Here is a 22,551-nt window from a genome sequence, read left to right as displayed (position 1 = left end):
CGTTGGCCGGTTTATTCCAGGAGCGTTCGTCCATGAAGATTCGTCTGCCACTGTTGGCGCTGGCCTTTGGCCTGAGCAGCCCGCTGGTGCATGCACAGATGTTGCAGCCCGGCTTGTGGGAGCTGACCACCAGCAACATGCAGGTCGATGGCAAGCCGTTACCCGACATGGAGTTCATGCTCGGCCAGTTGAAAAATCTACCACCGGAACAGCGCGCCATGATGGAAGGCGTGTTGGCTAAGCAAGGCGTAACAGTGGGTGGCAAGGGCGTGCGGTCGTGTCTGACGCCAGAGCAGGTGGCAACCAACGATATCCCGCTGCAGGACCCGAAATCAGGGTGCACCCAGAAGATCACCGACCGCAGCGGCAATGTCTGGAAGTTCCAGTTCAGCTGCCCTAAGGCTCAGGGTACAGGGCAGGCTACCTTCCTGAGTGACAGAGAGTTCACCACCCAGGTCAACGGCACGTTCAACGCATCCGGTGTGCAGCAGCAAGGCAGCATGAACACCCGTGCGGTCTGGTTGGGCAATGACTGTGGGGCGGTCAAACCGCGTAGCTGAAATCCCACTGCCATTGGCTGGTGGCGACTGCGTCGTGGGCATGCAGGCTTTCTGCATGTTCCACGCGTAGCTTGAATGCAGTCGCCCATTCCATTTGTCGTAACGATTGGTGCAGCCGTCGTGCGGCGTCTTCGCAGAACATCAGGTTCTGCCCATTGGCTAAAGCGAAAGCCTGTTCGTCCGCGCGCTTAACGGCAGTTTGCACGGCCGTTCCCAGGCTGGCCTCCACACGGTTGATCAACTCAGTGATCGGAAGCTCCAATAAGTTGCGCTTCAAACGCACGTGAATCTGCGCGCTGCTGCGCTGGCTATGAGGCGTCGCTACGATCCCCTGGCTGCTGCCCAGCCACTCAAGCACCGTGGCTTTATCTAATGGCAGCTCTGCAAAATCCGCTTCGAATTGCTGCTGAATCAGCTGCCTTGCAAGGGCGGCCGAGCAGGGGCATGTGGACGAGTAAGGCACAGAAACAAATAGTTCCACGTGGAACATTTCACTTTCGATCCGCGCGTCGATCGTAATTGGATAACTTTTCCAGCCCGCCAATGGGCTGATCAGGGCCGGTCGTTTCAGCAAATGATCGAAGGAGAGGCGCAGATAAGCGGCCGTAGAGAGCCCCTCATGGCTACTCAGAAAGTCAGCCAGTAGCTGACGCATCGCGAGCGGTGTGAGTGGCTGACCTTCGAGTGATTCCAATGCCAGGTAAAGGCGTGACATGTGGATGCCGCGTGAGCTGCCGTCCACCAGGCTGACACCTGCGTCCACACGCGCCGCCGCTGTACGCCCCTCGAATAGCACGGGCAAGGCAATCCCGCACATGCCTACCCAGTTCAAGGGTAAGGCGTGCTGCTGGGCTTGGGCGGCGATATCGGGAAGCTTGAGCTGGGTCATGTGTAATTCCAAACAGAAGGTGGTTCAGCGGCAACCGCCAATCAAGCTGCAGTGCAGGTTGAAGCGCTGCCCGCTGGAACTTGAAACACGGTTCAAGGTGGTCCAGCCGATGCGACGGCTATAGCCCACCCAAGCTTCGCCATCGCTGGCCAAGCCTGTGTAGAACGTCAACGAACCATAGCGGCTGTTGGTTTGCGCCCATAAACGCCGGCTCGTGTGCTCATACCCACGCAGATAGAACGTGCTGCCTTCGGTGCGCACACTGTAGTAACTGCCCTTGCCATCCTGGCAGGCCAACAGGGTTGCACTGCGCGTGCACAGTGCCAACGCGTTGTTCTGTGGCATGGCTAACAGGGTTGAGGGCACGGCCATCAACAGCAACATCACCGCGCGCTGCAGCTTCATTTTCATTTCCGGTGATCACTCTGCGACGAGAACAGCTTGGCGAAATTGTATTGTTACTTTATAACATTATGCAATGCATCGTTTCGAATGCGTCTGCCTGAAGAGGTTTCGCCATGCCCACCCGTCTCCCCGTTACCGTGCTGTCTGGCTTCCTTGGCGCCGGCAAGAGCACCCTGCTCAATCACGTGCTGCGTAACCGCGACAACCTGCGCGTCGCAGTGATCGTCAACGACATGAGTGAAATCAACATTGATGCCAGCGAGGTCCAGCGCAACGTGAGCCTCAACCGCGCTGAAGAAAAGCTGGTGGAGATGAGCAACGGTTGCATCTGCTGCACCCTGCGCGAAGACCTGCTTGAAGAAGTTGCGCGGCTGGCTGAGGAGGGGCGCTTCGATTACCTGTTGATCGAGTCCACCGGGATCTCGGAGCCGCTGCCGGTGGCCGAGACGTTTACCTTTCGCGATGAGCAAGGTCGCAGCCTCAGCGACATGGCACGCCTCGATACCATGGTCACCGTGGTCGATGGCCTGAACTTTCTTCGCGATTACCAGGCGGCAGACAGCCTGGCGAGCCGTGGCGAGACACTGGGTGAGGACGATGAGCGTTCGATCAGCGACCTGCTGATCGAGCAGGTCGAGTTCGCCGATGTGCTGTTGTTGAGCAAGATCGACCTGATCAGCCAGCACGAACGGGAAGAGCTGACCGCCATTCTGCGCAGCCTCAACGCCAGGGCTCAGATCGTGCCCATGGTCATGGGCGAGGTGCCGCTGGCGCGTATCCTCGACACCGGCCTGTTCGACTTCGACCAAGCCGCGCAGGCACCCGGTTGGCTGCAGGAATTACGCGGCGAGCATGTACCGGAAACCGAAGAGTACGGCATCGCCGCCAGCACCTGGCAGGCCCGGCGTCCGCTTCATCCACAGCGCTTTTTTGACTTTATCCACAAGCCCTGGACTAACGGCCGGCTGCTGCGTTCGAAGGGGTTTTTCTGGTTGGCCAGCAAGTATCAAGAAGCCGGTAGCTGGTCGCAGGCAGGGGGCATGATGCGGCATGGCATGGCCGGTCGCTGGTGGCGATTCGTGCCACGTGAACATTGGCCGCAGGATGTGGATAACTCCGAGGCGATATTGAAGCGCTGGACCGTCGAGACGGGTGACTGCCGCCAGGAGCTGGTGTTCATCGGGCAGAATATCGACTTCGAAAAGTTATCCACAGAGCTTGAGGCGTGCCTGTTGACGGATGAAGAAATGGACCTTGGGCCGATGGGCTGGCTACGCCTGGACGATCCATTCGGACCCTGGCACGAGGAGGCGGCAGCATGAACCTCGCCCCCAGGCCTGTGGATATCTTTCAGGTGTTTGGTGATTCGCCGCAGGTGCTGACCGACGTTCTGCAGGACGGTGTGAACCTGGCGGTATGGCGTCGGCGCTTGCCGGCGCAGTTGGAAGATTTTGCACAGTTGGTCATCAGCCTCGGCCAGCCTTTGGCTGACCAGCGCGTGATCGATGTGGACGAGCAGCAGATGCCGGTGTTTACCGACCTGCTGCGCGAAGCTGCCGACCTGCAGGGCTATGAAAGCTTCGTCGCCGATGTGGCCTGGCTGGTAGCCGCCTATACCTGCCTGCTCGGCGCACGCCGGGTGGGCTTGCGCCTGCGTGTGCTGCAAGGGCCGATGTGCCCAAGGTTCCATGTGGACCACGTGCCGCTGCGCCTGCTCACCAGCTATGCGGGCCCCGGCAGCGAATGGCTGGAAGAAGGCGCGCTAGATCGGCGCGAATTGCACCAGGCCACCCCCCCTGTGGATAACATCCGGCGCCTGCAGGCGGGGGAAGTGGCCGTGCTCAAAGGCGAAAAGTGGCAGGGCAACGAGGGTACCGGGCTGGTGCATCGCTCGCCATCCGGGCGGCAAGGGCGCTTGTTGCTGAGCCTTGACTGGTTGGCGTGACGGCGCATAGTGAGGCTCACATCCAGCCTGAAGTCATGCCATGTTGCAGAACATTCCTACCCACGTGATCGCCGGCCCACTGGGGGCCGGCAAGACCACGCTGATCCGTCATTTGCTGGCGCAGCGCCCCGCAGACGAACGGTGGGCCGTGTTGATCAATGAGTTCGGCCTGGTAGGGCTCGACGCCGCGTTGCTAAGCCGCGACGAGGACGGTATCGCTATCGGCGAGGTTGCAGGGGGGTGCCTGTGCTGTGTCAACGGCATGCCGTTTCAGGTTGGCCTGGGGCGGCTGCTGCGCAAGGCACGGCCTGACCGGCTGTTCATCGAGCCATCCGGCCTTGGTCATCCGTTGCAGTTGCTCACTCAACTCAAGCAGGCCCCATGGGCTGGAGTGCTGACAATCCAGCCACTTCTTATGGTTGTGGACGCTCAGAAAATGGTACGGGGAGAGGCACTTCCAGAGGCTCAATTGCAGGCTTTTGATGCGTCTGAGACGGTAGTTTTCAACAAATCAGAGCGTGTGGATGAATATCATAGGTTGTTGATAACTAAGAAATTTCAAAAAAAAGTTATCCTCTGGACGAGTCAGGGAATGTTGCCCCTTTCGCAGCTTCCAATTTCATCCACAGGGGGTATTTCGTCCCCAGATGTGGATAACAGGATTGTCGACAATCTTGGAATTGCGCCTGCAACCCTATGGAATAAGCCTGATGAGCCAATCTGCAGTGCGCAGCAAGGGGAGGGTGGTTGGAGTATTGGCTGGCGCTGGCATCCCAGTCAGCAATTTTATCCACAACGCTTATTAGCGTTTTTGCACGCCTGGCCGTGGCGCCGTGCGAAGGGAGTTATCCACACAGGCCAAGGCTGGCAGTCTTTCAATGGGCTGGACGGGGTGTTACCGGACTGGCAGCCGAGCGACTGGCGCAGGGATACGCGCATCGAGTTGATTTTTGATCAAGCTCAACCGCGACCGGCCCTGGAGGCCGGTTTGAAGGAATGCCTTATTCGCTGATCAGTTGCGCCAGCGGTTGTGCTCCTGACGCCACTGCTGCATCTCGATCACATTGTCGGTGCGTGGGGGCGTCTTGATCTCGAACGGGTAGGGCGCCAGTTCGATCTGCACGCTGTGGGCACCGAACTGGGTGACGGTGCCTGGGTGGCGCTGCTCACCCGTCACGGTGAACTCGAAGGCATAGATGCGCGCCAGGCGCTTTTTGCCGTTGGCGTCACGCACAAAGGCGATGCGCTTGAGGGCGACGGCATCGTCCAGCAGTTCGAGGTCGAGCTTGGCGCAATGCTGCTTGACCCGCTCCAGGGCTTTCTCGCGCAACCCATGGTTGTGCCACAACCAAGCGCCTGCCGTGGCTACCAGCATCAGGACGAAGAGATTCTCCAGGGTCAACATTTGCGTATGCTCCAAACAGGTCGAACCAGCTTAACTGCGTCCCTGGCCTGTCGTACAGGTGGCAATCGAGTTCATACTGCGCTGCGCACAATCCTTGAAACAGCTTTGGAAATCTCCCGCATGAAACGTACCCCGCACCTGCTCGCCATCCAGTCACATGTGGTGTTCGGCCACGCCGGAAACAGCGCCGCGGTGTTTCCCATGCAGCGTATTGGGGTCAATGTCTGGCCGCTCAATACCGTGCAGTTCTCCAATCACACTCAGTATGGCCAGTGGGCAGGCGAAGTGCTTGCTCCAGCGCAAATTCCTGCGTTGGTGGAAGGCATTTCCAACATCGGCGAGTTGGGCCACTGCGATGCGGTGCTGTCTGGCTACCTGGGCAGTGCTGAACAAGGGCGGGCGATTCTGGCTGGGGTCGAACGCATCAAGGCGGTAAACCCCAAGGCGTTGTACCTGTGCGATCCGGTCATGGGCCATCCGGAGAAAGGCTGCATCGTGCCGCAGGAGGTCAGCGAGTTTCTGCTCGACGAAGCGGCTGCCAGGGCTGACATCCTCTGCCCTAATCAGTTGGAGCTGGACAGCTTCTGCGGCCGCCGCGCGCAGTCGCTGGAAGATTGCGTGCAGATGGCGCGTAGCTTGCTCGAACGCGGGCCGCAGGTAGTGTTGGTCAAGCACCTGGCCTACCCCGGGCGTGCCGATGACCAGTTCGAGATGCTGCTGGTGAGCGCGGAACAAAGCTGGCACCTGCGCCGCCCACTGCTGGCGTTTCCGCGTCAACCGGTGGGGGTGGGTGACCTGACGTCGGGCCTGTTCCTGGCCCGCGTACTGCTTGGGGACAACTGGCTGCAGGCGTTCGAGTTTACCGCCGCGGCGGTGCATGAAGTGCTGCTCGAAACCCAGGCCAGCGCCAGCTACGAATTGCAGCTGGTACGGGCCCAGGATCGCATCGCCCACCCGCGCGTGCGCTTCGAGGCGCAGCGCCTGGCGTTTTAAATGGCGTCGGTTTTCAGGTCCTGGTAGCGCTTTTCCAGCTCTTGGCGAATTTGCCTGCGTTGCTGGCCCTGCAGGAACCGGCGCTTCTCCTCGCTGCTGTGCGGCTGGCGCGGCGGCACCGCCACCGGGCGGCGGTTGTCATCGACCGCCACCATGGTGAAGAAGCAGCTGTTGGAGTGACGCACGGAACGCTCCCGGATGTTCTCCGTCACCACCTTGATGCCCACCTCCATCGAGGTGTTGCCGGTGTAGTTGACCGATGCGAGGAATGTCACCAGTTCGCCGACGTGCACGGGTTCGCGGAAGATTACCTGGTCGACCGACAGGGTCACCACGTAACTGCCGGCGTAACGGCTTGCGCACGCATAGGCGACTTCATCCAGGTATTTGAGCAGGGTGCCGCCATGCACGTTGCCGGAGAAGTTGGCCATGTCCGGGGTCATCAGGACGGTCATGCTCAGCTGGGCGTTTCCAGGTTCCATAGTGTGCTCACGGTGAGGTTGCGCTGAATCGGGGCGGGTATCTGCAGACACTTCTGTTTCCCCTTTTTGAGTTTGCCTTCCTGGTACGGGACGTTGGCTGACGCTCCATCGTCACGCTGATCACGCCATCGGCAGCGGTTAACCTGCCGATCTGTTTCTACATATTGCACCGACGTTACGCGGCGGGGTGCGATGTTAACCTGAGTACGCCCATGCAACATGGGCTTTCCTGCATTCAATACAGTATGTACTTGCTGCTCGCTCGGTTTGCCTTGGCAGAGGAGCGGTCTGCCCGGGCATCGAGAAAAGGAGTATCGCGCCATGCATGCCATCAGCTTCATCCAGGACCTGGCAGTGATCATGCTGGTTGCCGGGGTGGTCACGATTCTCTTCCACCGCCTCAAGCAGCCCGTCGTGTTGGGCTACATCGTCGCCGGCTTCATCATTGGCCCGCACACCCCGCCGTTTGGCCTGATCCACGATGAAGACACCATCAAGACCCTGGCTGAGCTGGGGGTGATATTCCTGATGTTCTGCCTGGGGCTTGAGTTCAGCTTGCGCAAGCTGTTCAAGGTCGGCGCCACAGCGTTCATCGCGGCGTTCCTGGAAATCGTGCTGATGATCTGGATCGGTTTCGAGATCGGTCGCTGGTTCGGTTGGAACACCATGGATTCGCTGTTCCTCGGCGCCATCCTGGCGATCTCCTCGACCACCATCATCGTCAAAGCGCTCAACGACCTGAAGATGAAGAACGAGCGCTTTGCCCAGCTGATTTTCGGCGTGCTGATCGTCGAGGATATTCTCGGTATCGGCATCATTGCCTTGCTGTCCGGCATCGCTGTCAGCGGCACGGTCAGCTCTGGCGAAGTGTTTTCCACGGTCGGCAAGCTGTCGCTGTTCATGATCGTCGCGCTGGTCATTGGCATCTTGCTGGTGCCGCGGCTGTTGGCCTATGTGGCCAAATTCGAGAGCAACGAGATGTTGCTGATCACCGTGCTGGGCCTGTGTTTCGGGTTCTGCCTGCTGGTGGTGAAGCTGGAATACAGCATGGTCCTGGGCGCCTTCCTGATTGGCGCAATCATGGCCGAGTCGCGCCAGTTGCTGAAGATCGAGCAACTGATCGAGCCCGTACGCGACCTGTTCAGCGCCATTTTCTTTGTCGCCATCGGCCTGATGATCGACCCTCAGGTACTGATCGACTACGCCTGGCCGATCGTGGTCATCACCTTGGCCGTGGTGCTGGGCAAGATGCTGTCCTGTGGCATGGGGGCGTTCATCGCGGGCAATGATGGCCGCACTTCGCTGCGTGTCGGCATGGGGCTTTCCCAGATCGGCGAGTTCTCGTTCATCATCGCCGCGCTGGGCATGACCCTGCAGGTCACCAGTGATTTCCTCTATCCGGTGGCTGTGGCTGTTTCGGCAATCACCACACTGCTGACGCCTTATCTGATCCGCGCGGCCGACCCCCTGTCGTTGAAGCTGGGCAAGGTGGTGCCAAGCCGTCTGGCGCGTGTGCTGTCGCTGTATGGCGAGTGGCTGCGCAACATCCAGCCGCAGGGTGAGGGGGCCATGCTGGCGGCAATGATCCGGCGCATCCTGTTGCAGGTTGGCGTGAATCTGGCGCTGGTGATCGCCATCTTCTTCAGCGGTGGTTACTTCGCTGGGCGCATTGGCAACTGGCTCAGTGAGTGGGTCACCGATGTCAGCCAGCAGAAGGCTGTGATCTGGGGGGCGGCACTGCTGCTGTCACTGCCGTTCCTGATTGCGGCGTATCGCAAGCTCAAGGCGCTGTCGATGCTGCTGGCGGAAATGGGCGTGAAGCCTGAAATGGCGGGGCGTCACACCCAGCGTGTGCGCCGAGTGATTGCCGAGGTGATCCCGCTGCTGTCGCTGCTGGTGATCTTCCTGCTGCTGTCGGCGCTGTCGGCGAGCATCCTGCCCACCAGTGAGCTGCTATTGGTGATTGCAGTGGTGGCGGCGGTGGTGGTGGCTGTGCTGTGGCGATGGTTCATCCGCGTGCATACACGCATGCAGATTGCCTTGCTGGAGACGTTGGAGAACAGCCGCGAGAACACGCACTGAGGAGGTAATGCCTCCTGCGCAAGATTTCACCGTCGTCCGAGGGGATGGAGCGGTAGCGATGTCGCCAGGCGCAGAAAGCCTGGCGATTTTAATCGCATTAATGGCTTTGAGCCATTATTTTACCTGTCGATATTTTGCAGCTTTGTAGGAACGATCAGCTTTCCAGCCAGACGTCCCGCGCCCAGTGCCATACCGATTCCCAGCTGTCTTCACCGACGATTTCATCTTCGGCATCCCACAGCACTACCGTGCCGTCTTCCTCGACGCAGTAATAATTATCACCGTCCTGGCAAATCGGGATGAGGTCGCGTGGCACGCCGGCATCCCAGGCATTGGATGCTACGTCCGGCAGGTAGGTATGCGATTGCGGGTCGGTGATCGTGACAGGTTCCAGGGAGCCGTAGACCACATCACTGACGGTCAGCAGGAACTCCTTGAACACGAAGGGAATGTTGATGAACAGCTGTTCTTCCACTTCTACCAGCTGATCTTCATCGGGAAGCTCCAAGGGTACCGGTACCGGCTCATTGGCTTCACGGAGTTGTTCGATCACTTCTTCCACGGTTCACTTCCTCTGACCTTGATGACAACGCTGCGCGTTATACCCTAGTAGGGCACTGTGGCAAAAGCAAAAACCCCGGGACAGAGCCCGGGGTTTTTTGTGCAGCGCGTGTTGGTTAACCGTTTTGACGGATACCGGCGACCAGCCAAGGCTGATTCTCGCCCTGGGCGCGAACCATGTGCCAGCTTTCGCTGAACACTTCGCCCTGGTCGAAGCGCGAAGTCTTCGACACGCCACGGAAGGTCAGGGTGGCGTCGGTGCGGTCGGCGCGATCATCGACGCCGTCCAGCTGCACTTCGAGGTTGTCGATGTAGGTGGCTTGGAAGCCATCACCCAACTCGGCGCGCTCGCGCTTGAGGAACTCGAGCATTTGCGGCGTGACGAACTCGGCGATCTTGTCCATCTCGTTGGCATCCCAGTGCTGCTGCAGCGACTGGAAGTGGCTTTGCGCGGCGGCCAGGAAGCTCTTCTCGTTGAACCAGGCCGGTGCGTTGATCACCGGAGCGGCAGCGGCGGCAGGCGCGGCCGAGCCACCGAATACCGACGGCTGGGCAGGCTGGCCGTGCGCTTCGCGCTGGAACGGCGCGTGGCCAGGTGCGGCCATTTGCGGCTGCTGTTGGCGGCGACGCGCGGCGATGAAGCGGAACACCAGGAACGCGATCAGGCCCATGATCAGGAAGTCCATGATCTGCATGCCCTGGAAGCCATCACCCATGAACATGGAGGCCAGCAGGCCACCGGCGGCGAGGCCGGCCAGTGGGCCCAGCCAGCGCGAAGCACCGCTGGCGGCGGCCGGCGCGCGGCCAGGCGCGGTTGGCGCGGCGGCAGGCGTGGCTGGCGTGGCCTGGCGGGTCTGGTGAATAGGCGCGGAGCCCGAGCTCTTGCCGCCGCCGAAACGCTTGGCGCTGGCGTCCAGGCTCAGCGTCAAGCCGACGCAGAGCGCCAGTGCGATGCTAAGAAAACGTTGCATAAGTGGGATATCCCCTGTTGTGGATTGCACGCGCGCCATGGTGCACAGGTTCCCGGGCACATGACCAGCGACATAATGTTTCGAGCTTTTGCCTGAATGTTACAAGCCTATGCCTATAGGGCTTCGAGCTTGGCGTACCCCAGCATCAGCCACTTGCTGCCTTCGGCAAAGTTCACCTGCACCCGTGCCTGGGCACCAGACCCCTCGAAGTTGAGGATCACCCCCTCGCCGAACACCGCATGCTGCACTCGCTGGCCGAGGTTGAAGGCGGTCTGCGGAATATTGGCATTGGCGAACAGGTTGCTGGTGGTGGCCTTCGCCCCGCCGAACGGCCGGCTGACGCTGTTGGACAAGCGCACTTCCTGAACCAGGCCTGCCGGAATCTCGCGTACGAAACGTGACACTTTATTGTAGGTTTCGCTGCCATACAGGCGACGTGTCTCGGCATAGGTCATGACCAGCTGGCGCATGGCACGGGTAATGCCCACGTAAGCCAGGCGACGTTCCTCTTCAAGGCGGCCAGGCTCTTCCAGGCTCATCTTGTGCGGGAACAGCCCTTCTTCCATGCCCACCAGGAACACATAGGGGAACTCCAGGCCTTTGGCGCTGTGCAAGGTCATCAGCTGAATGCTGTCTTCATGCTCGTCGGCCTGGGTGTCGCCCGCCTCAAGCGAGGCGTGGCCAAGGAAGGCCGAGAGCGGCGAGAGTTCGGCGTCTTCGTCGCTGGCCTCGAAGTTGCGCGCTGCGCTGACCAGTTCCTCAAGGTTTTCCACCCGTGCCTGGCCCTTCTCACCCTTTTCTTCCTGGTGATAAATGATCAGGCCGGACTGCTCGATGGTGGTCTGGGTCATGGTATGCAGCGGCATGTCCACAACCTTGGCGGCCAAGCCCTCGATCAGTTCGATGAAGGCACCCAGCGCGCTGGCGGCACGGCCCTTGAGGGCTTTGGCGGCGAGCAGCTGGCACATGGCTTCCCACATCGACAGCTGGCTGTGGCGGGCGTGATCGCGAATGGCTTCGACGGTTTTTTCGCCGATACCGCGCGGCGGTACGTTGATTACCCGCTCCAGCGCCGCATCGTTGCCACGGCCTTCGAGCAGGCGCAGGTAAGCCATGGCGTTCTTGATTTCGGCACGTTCGAAGAAGCGCTGGCCGCCATAGATGCGGTACGGAATGCGTTCGCGCAGCAGGGCCTCTTCCAGTACCCGCGATTGGGCGTTGGAGCGGTACAGGATGGCGATTTCGTTACGCGCATTGCCTTGCTTGATCAGGCTCTCGATGGTTTCCACCACGTAGCGCGCTTCATCGTGTTCGTTGTAGGCCGCGTACAGGGTCAGGGGCTCGCCTTCGCCCATGTCGGTCCACAATTCTTTGCCCAGGCGCCCGCTGTTGTTGGCGATCAGGGCGTTGGCCGCCTTGAGGATGCCACCGGTGGAGCGGTAGTTCTGCTCCAGGCGGATCATCTCGGCGTCGGGGAAGTCGGCCGTGTACTGGTGGATGTTCTCGATCTTGGCGCCGCGCCAGCCGTAGATCGACTGGTCGTCATCACCCACCGCCATCAGGCTGTCGCCGCCACGTGCGAGCAGGCGCAACCAGGCGTACTGCACGGCGTTGGTGTCCTGGAACTCGTCCACCAGCACGTGGCGGAAGCGCCGCTGGTAATGCTCCAGCAGGCCAGGGTGATCGCGCCACAGGTCGAGGGCGCGCAGCAGCAGTTCGGAGAAGTCGATGACCCCGGCGCGCTCACAGGCCTGTTCGTAAGCGGTATAGACGTCGCGCATGGTCGCCAGGAACAGGTCACCCCCGGCCTGGATATGCTGAGGGCGCAGGCCTTCGTCTTTCTGGCCGTTGATGAACCATTGTGCCTGGCGTGCCGGCCACTTCTGCTCATCCAGGCCGAGCTCGCGCATCACCCGCTTGATCAGGCGCTGCTGGTCGTCGCTGTCGAGAATCTGGAAGTTCTGCACCAGCCGGGCTTCCTGCCAGTGCGCGCGCAGCAGGCGGTGGGCCAGGCCGTGGAACGTGCCCACCCACATGCCCGCCGGGTTTATCTCCAGCAGCTGCTCGATCCGCTGGCGCATTTCTGCCGCGGCCTTGTTGGTGAAGGTCACCGACAAGATCGAGTGCGGCGATGCCTGCTCGACCTGGATCAGCCAGGCGATGCGGTGCACCAGCACGCGGGTTTTACCGGAACCGGCGCCGGCAAGCACCAGTTGGCGCCCGCGCGAGGCGGCTACGGCCTGGCGTTGGGCGTCATTGAGAGAGTTCAGCAGGAGGGAGAGGTCGTCTGTGCGCATCGGGCCATTCTAGGGCCGCGCAGGGGGGAGGGGCAAACGCCGCTTGGCAAAATACCACTCGACGGGGCTACAGCGCAGGGTGCTGAAGCCACCTGGTGCCCTGGAGCAGCCGGGCGGCTCGGGTGTTACTCGATGGTCACGATCATCAGGCGGCCTTCGCAGCCCTGGATCTCCAGCATTTTCCAAGAGGTTGCACCCGGTCGCTCAAAGACAACAGGTCGCTGCGCCTCGACCGCTAGGTTTGGCCCCTCATGCTGAACCAGATCCAGTGTAAGTACTTCCCAACCGCCTTTATGCCTGATTTTGGGTTGGGTGAGCACAGGCTCCAGGCCTGGGTGGGCAACCGTTACTGTTCCGAATACCCGAAAGCATTCTTTGCCAGGCCGTGTATCGTTGATGGCGGTAAAGCTATTGATGTCGATAGTCATGGTTCGAGACCTCTGTTGTAGAGTGGGTGCCTTGCGGCGTGAACCACTCTGGTCTCTGGAGGGCAGGACAGGGAGCGGGAAAACCTTCAGCTGTGCCAAGCCCTACCTTGATGCGCCAGCAGGCTGTTGGCCTGCTCCGGCCCGTTGCTGCCGGCAGCGTAGGGGCGCGGCGCCTGGAAGTGCTCTTCCCAGCCCTTGATGATCGGGTCGATCCAGGCCCAGGCCGCTTCGACCTCATCGCGGCGCATGAACAGCGTCGAGTCGCCCTCCAGCACGTCCAGCAGCAGGCGCTCATAGGCTTCCCAGCGGCGGGCCTGGCCGAATACCTGAGCCAGGTTCAAGTCCAGGTCGACTGGCTCCAGGCGCATGCCCTTGCCTGGGCTTTTGGTCATCATGCGCAGGCTGATGCGTTCTTCAGGCTGCAACTGGATCAGCAACTGGTTGACCTGGCCGCCGTTGAACAGCTCGTGGGGCACCGGCTTGAACTGGATGACGATCTGCGACGAGCGTCGCGCCATGCGTTTGCCGGTGCGCAGGTAAAAGGGCACGCCGGCCCAGCGCCAATTGTCGATCTGGGCCTGCACGGCGACGAAGGTCTCGGTGTCGCTGTCGTTGTCCACGTCTTTTTCGAAGTAGTACGCCGGCACTTCCTGACCACCGATGCGTCCGGCGCCATACTGGCCGCGCACGGTCTTGTCCTGCACGTCCTGGCCGGCAATGGGCTTGAGGGCACGCAGAATCTTCACTTTCTCGTCCCGCACGGCTTCGGCCTCGAACTGCGCCGGCGGCTCCATGGCCACCAGGCACAGCAGCTGCAGCAGGTGGTTCTGCAACATGTCGCGGGTCGCGCCGGCGCGGTCATAGTAGCCTCCGCGGTTCTCTACACCCAGGGTTTCGCAGACGCTGATCTGCACGTGGTCGACCTGGCTGTTGCGCCATACCGGCTCCAGCAGGGCGTTGGCGAAGCGCAGGGCCATCAGGTTCTGCACGGTCTCCTTGCCCAGGTAGTGGTCGATACGGAACACCTGGGCTTCCTCGAACACCGCACCAATTGCCTCGTTGATGGCGGTGGCGGATGCCAGTGAATGGCCGATGGGCTTTTCCAGCACGATGCGGGCTTCGGGGTCGGCCAGGCCTGCGATGCGCAGGTGGTTGGCGATGGGCACGAACAGGTTGGGGGCGGTGGCCAGGTAGAAGACCCGGGTCAGCCCGCCGGGCTCGCCCAGGTAGCGCGCCAGGCGGCCGAAATCGGCACTCTGCGCGGCGTCCATGGCGAAGTAGTCGAGCCGGGCGGAGAACCGCTGCCAGACCTCTTCGTCGAAGTCGTTACGCGCGATCTGCGCCCGACAGTGGCGCTCGGCGAGCTTCAGGTAGTCGTTACGCGGCAGGTTGCGCCGCGCCAGGGCAATGATCCGCACGGCGTTGTTCAGACGACCCTCGCGAAACAGGTGGTAGAGCGCCGGAAGCAATTTGTGCAGGGCCAGATCGCCGGTGCCACCGAAGACCAGAATGTCGCAAGGAATAGTCAAACCACCACGCTCCACGTTCGTTTAACTGGGCGGGTTGGCGCCCATGTAGTATAACTACAAGAAAGCTACATCCCGGCAAGCCGATCATAACCGAGTCCAGCCCGTGAATCTGTTGCAACATATCGCCCAATCGCGCCACCTGCTGCGCAAATCGGAACTGAAAGTGGCCGACCACGTGCTGCTAGACCCGGCTGCCGTCATGCACAGCTCGATGGCCGACCTGGCGCACAACGTGGGTATCAGTGAACCGACCATCGTGCGTTTTTGCCGGGCGATCGGCTGTTCAGGCTTCCAGGACCTCAAGCTGAAACTGGCACAGAGCCTGGCCGCCGGGGCCAGTTTTGGCCAGTTCGCGATCCATGAAGACGATTCGGTAGCCGATTACAGCCTGAAGATCTTCGACACCACGTTGCACACGCTGATGGAAGTGCGCGAGCACCTCGATCCTCACGCGCTGCAGCAGGCGGTGAGCGCGATGGCCCAGGCGCAGCGCGTGGAGTTCTATGGCTTTGGCGCGTCCGGCGCGGTGGCTGCCGATGCCCAGCACAAGTTCTTCCGGCTGTTGCTCAGCGCGGCGGCTTATTCCGACCCGCACATGCAAGCCATGTCGGCGGTCACGTTGAAGCCGGGCGATGTTGCGGTCTGTATTTCCCAATCGGGCCGTTCCAAAGACCTGCTGATCACCGCCAACCTCGTGCGTGAGAGTGGTGCCAACCTCATCACCCTGTGCCCGAGCGCCACCCCATTGGCGGAGCTTTCGACCGTCAACCTGGCGATCGATGTGCATGAAGATACCGAGATCTATACCCCGCTGACCTCCCGTATCGCGCACCTGGTGGTGATCGATGTGCTGGCCATGGGCGTTGCCATGGCGCGTGGGCCGAGCCTGGTCAACCACCTCAAGAGCGTGAAACGCAGCTTGCGTAGCCTGCGCTTGTCGCCAAAATCGATCAAGGCTACCGACGACTGAAGCGTCCTGTCGGCGATTGGGCGGCTACAAGCGGCCAAAATTCATGATTTTGTAACCGCCCCAACGCAAAACCGTAAACCCTCGAAGCCAGTCTGAAACTCCCGCATCCTAACTGGGAGACAGGCAATGGCTCGTGACTTCGACGGTACGTACCAACCCAACGCCAAGGCTCGCAAGCAGCAGGAAAAGGATCAGCGCCGGATGGAGTACCGCCGCGCTATCGAAAGCTACTGCGACCAGCGCCAATTGCTCCGTGATTTGGTTGACTACCCTGAGCTACAAGAACTCACGGTGTGGCAGACCTCGGCAGCGACTTCCCCGAAAAACGCTCCACAATTGCGCTGATAAGCACACGTTCGCTGCGGATGAACGCTAAAAATGCCAGGGCCACCGGTGACTGCCGCTTGGCCTTGGCCTGTACCACACACCAGCTGCGGTACAGCGGCAGTTCCTCCACCGGCAACTCTTTCAGCACGCCCGTGGCCAGCTCCATGTTCAAGGCATGGCGGGTCAGCAGGGCGATGCCCAGGCCCGCGATCACGCACTCGCGCTGGGCATCGGCCGAGGCCACCTCAAGGGTCTGGGTGAAGTGCACGCGTTTGTCCTTGAAGTACTCCTCGCACGCCTTGCGCGTGCCCGAGCCTTGTTCGCGGACCAGCAGGGTATGAGGCTCAAGGTCCTGCAGGCGCAGGTGCTCCAGCTTGCACAGTGGGTGGTCCGGCGGGGCCACGGCGACGATCGGGTTGTTCAGAAACGGCAGAAACTCCAGGCCCATGTCCTGCGGGACCATGGACATGATGATCAGGTCGTCACGGTTGTCCGAAAGGCGCCGGATCGCCTGGGCGCGGTTGACCACCGTGAGCGTCAGGTTGACCTCCGGGTGTCGCTGCTTGAAGGCGGCGAACAGGTGTGGCACGAAGTACTTGGCACTGGATTCGATCGCCAGCTTCAGCTGCCCTTGCAGTGAACCCTGCAGATCCGACAGCTGCATGTCGAGGCTTTCCAGCCGACCGAAGATATCGCGGCTGGCGCGTTGCAGCGCTTCGGCCGCTTCGGTCAGGTAGAGCTTCTTGCCGACGTACTCGAACAATGGCTGGCCGATCAGTTCTTCGAGCTGACGGATCTGTAGACTAACGGCGGGTTGCGTAAGCGCCATTTCCTCGGCCGCACGGCTGTACGAGCGCAAATCGCACACCTCGTTGAAGATCTGCAATTGGCGCAATGTCATACGCATCAAGGACTTACGCATTTTTATCCAGGCTCCGGCAAAACCTTGTTACGGCACTATAAGCTTTTGCTAATACTGCCCCTAACAAATATTGATTTTTGTTTATCGTCCTACAGCGCTAGGGTGAATGTGCGACTGGCCAGCAACGTCTGGTCACGCGCCGACCGGTAGAACCGGCTCGACTGTTCCTACGGCTTTGGGAAGACTCCAGTGATAAAAAAAATCCTGATCGCCAACCGAGGTGAAATCGCAGTTCGGATCGTGCGTGCCTGCGCCGAGATGGGCATTCGCTCGGTAGCGATCTATTCCGACGCCGACCGTCATGCGCTGCACGTAAAGCGCGCTGACGAGGCCCACAGCATCGGTGCCGAGCCGCTGGCCGGGTACCTGAACCCGCGCAAGCTGGTGAACCTCGCTGTCGAAACCGGTTGTGATGCCCTGCACCCGGGTTACGGTTTCTTGTCGGAAAACGCTGAACTGGCAGAGATCTGCGCCGAGCGCGGGATCAAGTTCATCGGCCCGGCTGCCGAAGTCATTCGTCGCATGGGCGACAAGACCGAAGCACGCCGCACCATGATCAAGGCCGGCGTCCCGGTGACGCCGGGCACCGAAGGCAACGTTGCCGATATCCATGAAGCCCTGAGTGAAGGTGACCGCATCGGTTATCCGGTCATGCTCAAGGCGACCTCCGGCGGTGGCGGCCGCGGCATTCGCCGTTGCAACAGCCGTGAAGAACTGGAACAGAATTTCCCCCGCGTGATCTCCGAGGCCACCAAGGCCTTCGGCTCGGCAGAAGTGTTTCTGGAAAAGTGCATCGTCAACCCCAAGCACATCGAGGCGCAGATCCTCGGTGACAGCTTCGGCAACGTGGTGCACCTGTTCGAGCGCGATTGCTCGATCCAGCGCCGCAACCAGAAGCTCATCGAAATCGCCCCGAGCCCTCAGCTGACCCCCGAGCAGCGCGCCTACATCGGCGACCTCGCGGTGCGTGCAGCCAAGGCTGTGGATTACGAGAACGCCGGTACCGTGGAGTTCCTGCTCGCCGATGGCGAGGTGTACTTCATGGAAATGAACACCCGGGTGCAGGTAGAACACACCATCACCGAAGAAATCACCGGTATCGACATCGTTCGTGAGCAGATCCGCATCGCTTCGGGCCTGCCGCTGTCGGTCAAGCAGGAAGACATCCAGCACCGCGGTTACGCGCTGCAGTTCCGGATCAACGCCGAAGACCCGAAAAACAACTTCCTGCCCAGCTTCGGCAAGATCACCCGTTACTACGCACCCGGCGGCCCAGGCGTGCGCACCGACACGGCGATCTACACCGGCTACACCATTCCGCCGTACTACGACTCCATGTGCCTGAAACTGGTGGTCTGGGCATTGACCTGGGAAGAAGCCATGGACCGCGGCCTGCGGGCCCTGGACGACATGCGCGTGCAGGGGGTGAAGACCACCGCCGCGTATTACCAGGAAATCCTGCGCAACCCGGAATTCCGTAGCGGCCAGTTCAACACCAGCTTCGTCGAAAGCCACCCAGAACTGACCAACTACTCGATCAAGCGCAAACCCGAAGAGCTGGCCCTGGCCATCGCCGCCGCCATCGCCGCCCACGCAGGCCTGTGAGGAAACTTATAATGTCCAAGAAAATCCACGTAACCGACACGATCCTGCGCGACGCTCACCAGTCCCTGCTGGCCACCCGCATGCGTACCGAAGACATGCTGCCGATCTGCGACAAGCTCGACAAAGTCGGCTACTGGTCGCTGGAAGTCTGGGGCGGTGCAACCTTTGATGCCTGTGTGCGCTTCCTCAAGGAAGACCCGTGGGAGCGCCTGCGCAAACTGCGCGCCGCGCTGCCCAACACGCGCCTGCAAATGCTGCTGCGCGGGCAGAACCTGCTGGGCTACCGCCATTACAGCGATGACGTGGTCAAAGCCTTTGTCGCCAAGGCCGCCGTCAACGGCATTGACGTGTTCCGCATCTTCGACGCCATGAACGATGTGCGTAACCTGCGCGTGGCCATTGAAGCGGTCAAGGCCGCCGGCAAGCACGCCCAGGGCACTATCGCCTACACCACCAGCCCTGTGCACACCATCGAAGCCTTCGTGAACCAGGCCAAGCAGATGGAAGCCATGGGTTGCGACTCGGTGGCGATCAAGGACATGGCCGGCCTGCTGACCCCGTATGCCACCGGCGAGCTGGTCAAGGCACTGAAGGCCGAGCAGTCGCTGCCGGTGTTCATCCACTCCCACGACACCGCCGGCCTGGCCGCCATGTGCCAGCTCAAGGCTGTGGAAAACGGCGCCGATCACATCGACACCGCGATCTCCAGCTTCGCCTGGGGCACCAGCCACCCAGGCACCGAGTCGATGGTCGCGGCCCTCAAGGGCAGCGAGTTCGACACCGGCCTGGACCTGGAGCTGCTGCAGGAAATCGGCCTGTACTTCTATGCCGTGCGCAAGAAGTACCACCAGTTCGAAAGCGAATTCACCGCAGTGGATACCCGGGTACAGGTCAACCAGGTACCCGGCGGCATGATTTCCAACTTGGCCAACCAGCTCAAGGAGCAGGGCGCCCTCAACCGCATGAGCGAAGTGCTGGCGGAAATCCCGCGTGTGCGTGAAGACCTCGGCTTCCCGCCGCTGGTGACCCCGACCTCGCAGATCGTCGGTACCCAGGCGTTCTTCAACGTGCTGGCAGGCGAACGTTACAAGACCATCACCAACGAGGTGAAGCTGTACCTGCAAGGCGGTTACGGCAAGGCCCCGGGTGTGGTCAACGAACAGCTGCGCCGTCAGGCCATCGGCAGCGAAGAAGTGATCGACGTGCGCCCGGCCGACCTGCTAAAGCCAGAAATGACCAAGCTGCGTAACGACATCGGCGCCCTGGCTCGTTGCGAAGAAGACGTGCTGACCTTCGCCATGTTCCCAGACATCGGGCGCAAGTTCCTCGAAGAGCGCGAAGCCGGCACCCTGACCCCGGAAGCCCTGTTGCCGATCCCGGAAGCCGGCGCGATTGCCGCACCTGGCGGCGAAGGTGTGCCGACCGAGTTCGTCATCGACGTGCACGGCGAAACCTACCGCGTCGACATCACCGGTGTGGGCGTGAAGGCTGAGGGCAAGCGCCACTTCTACCTGTCGATCGACGGCATGCCAGAAGAAGTGGTGTTCGAACCGCTCAACGAGTTTGTTGGCGGCGGCGGCAGCAAGCGCAAGCAGGCCACCGACCCAGGCCATGTCAGCACCACCATGCCAGGCAACATCGTCGATGTGCTGGTCAAGGAAGGCGACATGGTCAAAGCCGGCCAGGCCGTGCTGATCACCGAAGCCATGAAGATGGAGACCGAAGTGCAGGCGGATATCGCCGGCAAGGTCGTGGCCATCCACGTGGCCAAGGGCGATCGCGTGACGCCGGGCGAGATCCTGATCGAGATCGAAGGTTGATAGAAACCTTCATCTAAAAAACGGTTTACCTCTGGGGAGCGGATGCTCCCCTTTTTTATGCATTAAATTGCATATTCCGAGCGCTAAGCGTTGAAAATATGCAATTTAATGCATATTTTTTGAGTTTCGAGATGAAGAATATGCACTATATTGCAGCGCCCATGGTGTTGGATGCCGAAGGTGTCACCCGCACGACCAAATGGTCAACCGATATTGAGCGTGCTGGAGAAGTCGACTGGCGCAAGGCGTGTGAGAGCCTGTCGCCACTGATCAGACCCGAGCAGGCGTTCGAACAATTGCGCCAGGATGCGGTGCTGCTGCTGGCGCTTCCAGATCTGCTCCGTGAATCAGGCTTGCCGGAGGTGGTGATGAATCATCCTGCTGTCGCGCTAAGACAGCTTGAGCAACGGATGAACGCGTGGGGCCTGCTATGAGCCTGTCCCCCGAACAACGAGCCAAAGTCATCGATGATGTGCAGCAATGGATCGCTGACGGCACATGCGATATGGGTACGGCAGTGCGGCATTTGCGCGTGACCGTGGCAGGCCTTCAACAGTCCCAGTTTGCTCGTATGTGCAAGGTATCCTTACGCACGCTTATCCAGATCGAGCGGGGCGAGGGGAACCCTACCCTCAAGTCAATGAATGCCGTACTGCGCCCGTTTGGTCTTCAGATAGGTGTGGTCAGGCGCCAGCGTCAGATCACCTGACCCCGGCTTCACTGTTGATAGCCCTTGCCAAAATGCCGCTCCAGCTTGGCCTGTACCAGCTCCAGCAGAATCGACAGCACCCAGTAGATCACCGCTGCGGTCGTCAGCATCTCCAGATAGCGGTAGCTGGAACGGCCATAGGACTGGGCCAGGAACATCACTTCCCACACGCCCATCACCGAAATCAGCGACGAGTCCTTGAGCATCGAAATGAACTGGTTGGCGCTTGGCGGGATGATGGTGCGCATGGCTTGCGGCAGTGTGACGTGCCAGAAGATTTGCGCAGGGCCGAGGCCCAGTGCCATCGCCGCCTGGCGTTGCCCGGGCGCCACGCCAAGAATGCCAGCACGGAAGATTTCGCTGAGGTAGGCGCCATAGTTCAGCGACAGGGCGATGATGCCGGCGCTGATGGCCCCAGGGACCACGCCCAGTTGCGGCAAGCCCAGGTAGATCAGCAGGATCTGGATCAGCAGCGGAGTACCACGGAAAAACGACGTGTAGAAGCTGGCGATGCCCAGCAGCACCGCGCTGCTCGACAGGCGTGCCAACGCGGCGGCGAAGCCCAGTGCTACCGAAACGACAATTGAGCACAGGCACAGGAACAAGGTCAGTGCCGCGCCTTGCAAAAAGCCATTCGGCCCCAGCTTGAACCCAGCCAGGTAGGGGAATTTCTCGACAATGATCGAAAACTTCAGGTCAAAGCTGAGGAAAAACGCGGCAAACAGCACAAACAGCCCCACCCAGGTCAGGTAGAGGCGTGTGCGGAAACCGAACAGCTGGGCGCCCGTGGTTTTGACGGCGGGACGAGGGGCAGGTTGATGAGCACTCATTTACTGATATCGGCGCCGATCCATTTCTGTGACAGCTTGGCCAATGTACCGTCGGCCTTGAGCTCGGCGAATACCTGGCGCAGTTTTGCATCCCACTCAGGGTCGCCTTTTTCGATGGCCACCGAGTTGGGTTCTTCATACAGCGGCGCGCCGGCCAGTTTGAAACGTTTGTCCTGGTCCAGACGGGGTTGGGCGGTGACCAGGTTGGTCAGGATCGCGTCCAGGCGCACGCCTGCACCCAGGCCCAGGTCCTGGAAGGCGACGTTATCGGTGTCATAGGGCGCGATTTGCACCATTTCGAAGGGGTAATCGATCTTTTTGTCTTCGTCGCCTTCGATGACCAGGTTCTTGTTCAGGTAGCTCTCGTAGCTCGATGCGCTGGTCAAGCCGACCTTGAGGCCGTCGAGGTCTTTGGCTGAGTGAATACGATCATCCTTGGCGTTGACCACGATCACCGCAGGCGAGGCGTAGTACTCGACCGGGAAATCAAACACCTCGGCGCGCGCCTTGCTCGGCGTCATGGAGCACACACAAAGGTCGTAACGGCCGCTCCAGCGCCCCGCTGCGATCACATCCCAGGACGGCGTCTCCAGGCGCAGCTTGACGCCCAGCTTGTCGGCGACTGCCTTGGCCACATCCACGTCAAAGCCATCGAGCTGGTTCTGCTCGTTCAGGAACGAGAACGGCGGGTAGCTTTCCATCAGCACGTTGACCACTTCATTGCGCGCTTGTACTCGGTCCAGCGTGGCGCCTGCGAGGGCTTGAGTGGTGGCACACAGGGCGATAAGGCCGGTGCCGAGCAAGGGAAGCAAGCGCATGGA

23 protein-coding genes and 1 pseudogene are annotated in these 22,551 nt (G+C 60.7%); 12 read left to right on the top strand and 12 right to left on the bottom strand.

The annotated features are described in order from the left end of the window. Nucleotides 1–32 precede the first annotated feature (32 nt). Nucleotides 33–560: a DUF3617 domain-containing protein gene (locus ACSSU5_RS10565; protein ID WP_264310951.1), complete on the top strand. Its 528-nt coding sequence runs from the start codon at nucleotides 33–35 to the stop codon at nucleotides 558–560. Here the strand turns inward: ACSSU5_RS10565 and folE2 are convergent. Both folE2 and ACSSU5_RS10555 read right to left on the bottom strand, forming a co-directional pair. Beyond that, nucleotides 544–1,449, bottom strand: a complete 906-nt coding sequence (folE2, locus tag ACSSU5_RS10560; RefSeq protein WP_264310952.1) for a GTP cyclohydrolase FolE2 — start codon at nucleotides 1,447–1,449, stop codon at nucleotides 544–546. The two genes, ACSSU5_RS10565 and folE2, sit on opposite strands and share 17 nt — an antisense overlap. Before the next feature lie 24 nt (nucleotides 1,450–1,473). After that, the gene (locus ACSSU5_RS10555; protein ID WP_492561123.1) at nucleotides 1,474–1,854 is read right to left on the bottom strand and encodes a glutamine synthetase; all 381 of its coding nucleotides are present in this window, start codon (nucleotides 1,852–1,854) and stop codon (nucleotides 1,474–1,476) included. Between the two features lie 113 nt (nucleotides 1,855–1,967). Here ACSSU5_RS10555 and zigA point away from each other — a divergent pair, with 113 nt between their 5' ends. Genes zigA through ACSSU5_RS10540 form a run of 3 tightly spaced genes read left to right on the top strand, consistent with a single transcriptional unit; the run spans nucleotide 1,968 to nucleotide 4,811 of the window. Next, nucleotides 1,968–3,176 (top strand): zinc metallochaperone GTPase ZigA, encoded by a 1,209-nt coding sequence (gene zigA, locus ACSSU5_RS10550; RefSeq protein WP_492561122.1) that lies wholly within the window; start codon nucleotides 1,968–1,970, stop codon nucleotides 3,174–3,176. Beyond that, nucleotides 3,173–3,799, top strand: a complete 627-nt coding sequence (locus tag ACSSU5_RS10545) for a DUF1826 domain-containing protein (protein ID WP_492561121.1) — start codon at nucleotides 3,173–3,175, stop codon at nucleotides 3,797–3,799. Before zigA ends, ACSSU5_RS10545 begins: the two co-directional genes overlap by 4 nt. Before the next feature lie 40 nt (nucleotides 3,800–3,839). Continuing rightward, complete coding sequence (locus tag ACSSU5_RS10540) at nucleotides 3,840–4,811, top strand: CobW family GTP-binding protein (protein WP_492561120.1); 972 nt, start codon at nucleotides 3,840–3,842, stop codon at nucleotides 4,809–4,811. Here ACSSU5_RS10540 and ACSSU5_RS10535 read toward each other — a convergent pair whose 3' ends face one another. Then, a complete protein-coding gene (locus ACSSU5_RS10535; RefSeq protein WP_264310957.1) occupies nucleotides 4,812–5,204 on the bottom strand; it encodes a DUF3301 domain-containing protein in 393 nt (130 codons plus the stop codon). Nucleotides 5,205–5,324: 120 nt separating this feature from the next. Between ACSSU5_RS10535 and pdxY the strand changes: the two genes are divergently transcribed. Further along, a complete protein-coding gene (pdxY, locus tag ACSSU5_RS10530; protein ID WP_264310958.1) occupies nucleotides 5,325–6,197 on the top strand; it encodes a pyridoxal kinase PdxY in 873 nt (290 codons plus the stop codon). Here the strand turns inward: pdxY and ACSSU5_RS10525 are convergent. Continuing rightward, complete coding sequence (locus ACSSU5_RS10525; protein WP_264310959.1) at nucleotides 6,194–6,679, bottom strand: acyl-CoA thioesterase; 486 nt, start codon at nucleotides 6,677–6,679, stop codon at nucleotides 6,194–6,196. The genes pdxY and ACSSU5_RS10525 overlap by 4 nt on opposite strands. Before the next feature lie 321 nt (nucleotides 6,680–7,000). Between ACSSU5_RS10525 and ACSSU5_RS10520 the strand changes: the two genes are divergently transcribed. Then, a complete protein-coding gene (locus tag ACSSU5_RS10520) occupies nucleotides 7,001–8,761 on the top strand; it encodes a cation:proton antiporter (RefSeq protein ID WP_492561119.1) in 1,761 nt (586 codons plus the stop codon). A gap of 154 nt (nucleotides 8,762–8,915) precedes the next feature. Here ACSSU5_RS10520 and ACSSU5_RS10515 read toward each other — a convergent pair whose 3' ends face one another. The 5 genes from ACSSU5_RS10515 to zwf all read right to left on the bottom strand — a co-directional run bounded on the left by ACSSU5_RS10515 (nucleotide 8,916) and on the right by zwf (nucleotide 14,547). Beyond that, the gene (locus ACSSU5_RS10515; RefSeq protein ID WP_033702408.1) at nucleotides 8,916–9,323 is read right to left on the bottom strand and encodes an SMI1/KNR4 family protein; all 408 of its coding nucleotides are present in this window, start codon (nucleotides 9,321–9,323) and stop codon (nucleotides 8,916–8,918) included. A gap of 115 nt (nucleotides 9,324–9,438) precedes the next feature. Next, the gene (locus ACSSU5_RS10510; protein ID WP_264310961.1) at nucleotides 9,439–10,293 is read right to left on the bottom strand and encodes a Tim44 domain-containing protein; all 855 of its coding nucleotides are present in this window, start codon (nucleotides 10,291–10,293) and stop codon (nucleotides 9,439–9,441) included. A gap of 113 nt (nucleotides 10,294–10,406) precedes the next feature. Beyond that, a complete protein-coding gene (uvrD, locus tag ACSSU5_RS10505; protein ID WP_264310962.1) occupies nucleotides 10,407–12,590 on the bottom strand; it encodes a DNA helicase II in 2,184 nt (727 codons plus the stop codon). Between the two features lie 125 nt (nucleotides 12,591–12,715). Then, nucleotides 12,716–13,018: a hypothetical protein gene (locus tag ACSSU5_RS10500; protein WP_492561118.1), complete on the bottom strand. Its 303-nt coding sequence runs from the start codon at nucleotides 13,016–13,018 to the stop codon at nucleotides 12,716–12,718. Between the two features lie 86 nt (nucleotides 13,019–13,104). Further along, on the bottom strand, nucleotides 13,105–14,547 hold the full coding sequence (gene zwf / locus ACSSU5_RS10495) for a glucose-6-phosphate dehydrogenase (protein ID WP_492561117.1): 1,443 nt from the start codon (nucleotides 14,545–14,547) through the stop codon (nucleotides 13,105–13,107). Between the two features lie 103 nt (nucleotides 14,548–14,650). Here zwf and hexR point away from each other — a divergent pair, with 103 nt between their 5' ends. Together hexR and ACSSU5_RS10485 are read left to right on the top strand one after the other, a co-directional pair. Next, nucleotides 14,651–15,517, top strand: a complete 867-nt coding sequence (gene hexR, locus ACSSU5_RS10490; protein WP_264310965.1) for a transcriptional regulator HexR — start codon at nucleotides 14,651–14,653, stop codon at nucleotides 15,515–15,517. A gap of 126 nt (nucleotides 15,518–15,643) precedes the next feature. Further along, complete coding sequence (locus tag ACSSU5_RS10485) at nucleotides 15,644–15,862, top strand: PA3496 family putative envelope integrity protein (protein ID WP_492561116.1); 219 nt, start codon at nucleotides 15,644–15,646, stop codon at nucleotides 15,860–15,862. Here ACSSU5_RS10485 and ACSSU5_RS10480 read toward each other — a convergent pair. Then, complete coding sequence (locus ACSSU5_RS10480) at nucleotides 15,804–16,766, bottom strand: LysR family transcriptional regulator (protein WP_492561115.1); 963 nt, start codon at nucleotides 16,764–16,766, stop codon at nucleotides 15,804–15,806. The two genes, ACSSU5_RS10485 and ACSSU5_RS10480, sit on opposite strands and share 59 nt — an antisense overlap. A 189-nt stretch (nucleotides 16,767–16,955) precedes the next feature. On the opposite strand from ACSSU5_RS10480, the gene ACSSU5_RS10475 reads away from it, so the two are divergent. From ACSSU5_RS10475 to ACSSU5_RS10460, 4 genes and pseudogenes are all read left to right on the top strand, one after another. Beyond that, on the top strand, nucleotides 16,956–18,371 hold the full coding sequence (locus ACSSU5_RS10475) for an acetyl-CoA carboxylase biotin carboxylase subunit (protein WP_264310967.1): 1,416 nt from the start codon (nucleotides 16,956–16,958) through the stop codon (nucleotides 18,369–18,371). An 11-nt stretch (nucleotides 18,372–18,382) separates the two neighbouring features. Further along, entirely contained in the window at nucleotides 18,383–20,191 is a 1,809-nt protein-coding gene (gene oadA, locus ACSSU5_RS10470) for a sodium-extruding oxaloacetate decarboxylase subunit alpha (protein WP_264310968.1), read from the top strand. A 146-nt stretch (nucleotides 20,192–20,337) separates the two neighbouring features. Continuing rightward, nucleotides 20,338–20,625: pseudogene (locus ACSSU5_RS10465) on the top strand (type II toxin-antitoxin system HipA family toxin); the annotation flags it as partial. After that, the gene (locus tag ACSSU5_RS10460) at nucleotides 20,622–20,900 is read left to right on the top strand and encodes a helix-turn-helix transcriptional regulator (protein WP_492561114.1); all 279 of its coding nucleotides are present in this window, start codon (nucleotides 20,622–20,624) and stop codon (nucleotides 20,898–20,900) included. The pseudogene ACSSU5_RS10465 and the gene ACSSU5_RS10460, both read left to right, overlap by 4 nt. 8 nt (nucleotides 20,901–20,908) lie before the next feature. On the opposite strand, the gene ACSSU5_RS10455 is transcribed toward ACSSU5_RS10460, so the two are convergent. Continuing rightward, a complete protein-coding gene (locus ACSSU5_RS10455) occupies nucleotides 20,909–21,730 on the bottom strand; it encodes an amino acid ABC transporter permease (protein ID WP_264310971.1) in 822 nt (273 codons plus the stop codon). Further along, nucleotides 21,727–22,548 carry an ABC transporter substrate-binding protein gene (locus ACSSU5_RS10450; RefSeq protein WP_492561113.1) on the bottom strand — a complete coding sequence of 274 codons (822 nt, stop codon included), beginning with the start codon at nucleotides 22,546–22,548 and terminating at the stop codon, nucleotides 21,727–21,729. Before ACSSU5_RS10450 ends, ACSSU5_RS10455 begins: the two co-directional genes overlap by 4 nt. Nucleotides 22,549–22,551: the final 3 nt, after the last annotated feature.

It is taken from the genome of Pseudomonas sp. E1MeOHC2 (genome assembly GCF_058745025.1).
Note: the sequence above shows the minus strand (reverse complement) of the source record. Positions and strands in the feature narration are given on the sequence as shown.